Source organism: Bradyrhizobium uaiense (assembly GCF_010811875.1).
GTDB classification, from domain to species: Bacteria; Pseudomonadota; Alphaproteobacteria; order Rhizobiales; family Xanthobacteraceae; genus Bradyrhizobium; species Bradyrhizobium uaiense.
The window spans coordinates 1-245 of record NZ_VKHP01000913.1 but is presented as its reverse complement, the minus strand read 5'-3'; the positions used below and the strand labels follow the sequence as shown (position 1 = coordinate 245).

Below are 245 nucleotides of genomic sequence, written 5' to 3'. Positions count from 1 at the left end.
CGGATCATGACCTCAATACCATCGGCGATCTCTTTGCCGCGCTGCGTTCCTGCTGGGCGCCGCCGCCGGCGGACGACGCGCGCGCGGGCATGCAGATGTCGGTGCGCTTCAGCTTCAAACGGTCAGGATCGTGAGCTGGAGATTTTCGCCGTACGGATAATCGATCTCGGGAAAGCACGGCCCGTTGTTGAACACGCCGCAATAGGACGGGATACAAGGCCCCTCGTCGAGCACGCTGCAAGGTG

General features: G+C 62.4%; 1 pseudogene. It reads left to right on the top strand.

The features are described from left to right. Positions 1-128 (top strand): annotated as a pseudogene (locus tag FNJ47_RS55720) (hypothetical protein); the annotation flags it as partial. Between the last annotated feature and the right edge of the window lie 117 nt (positions 129-245).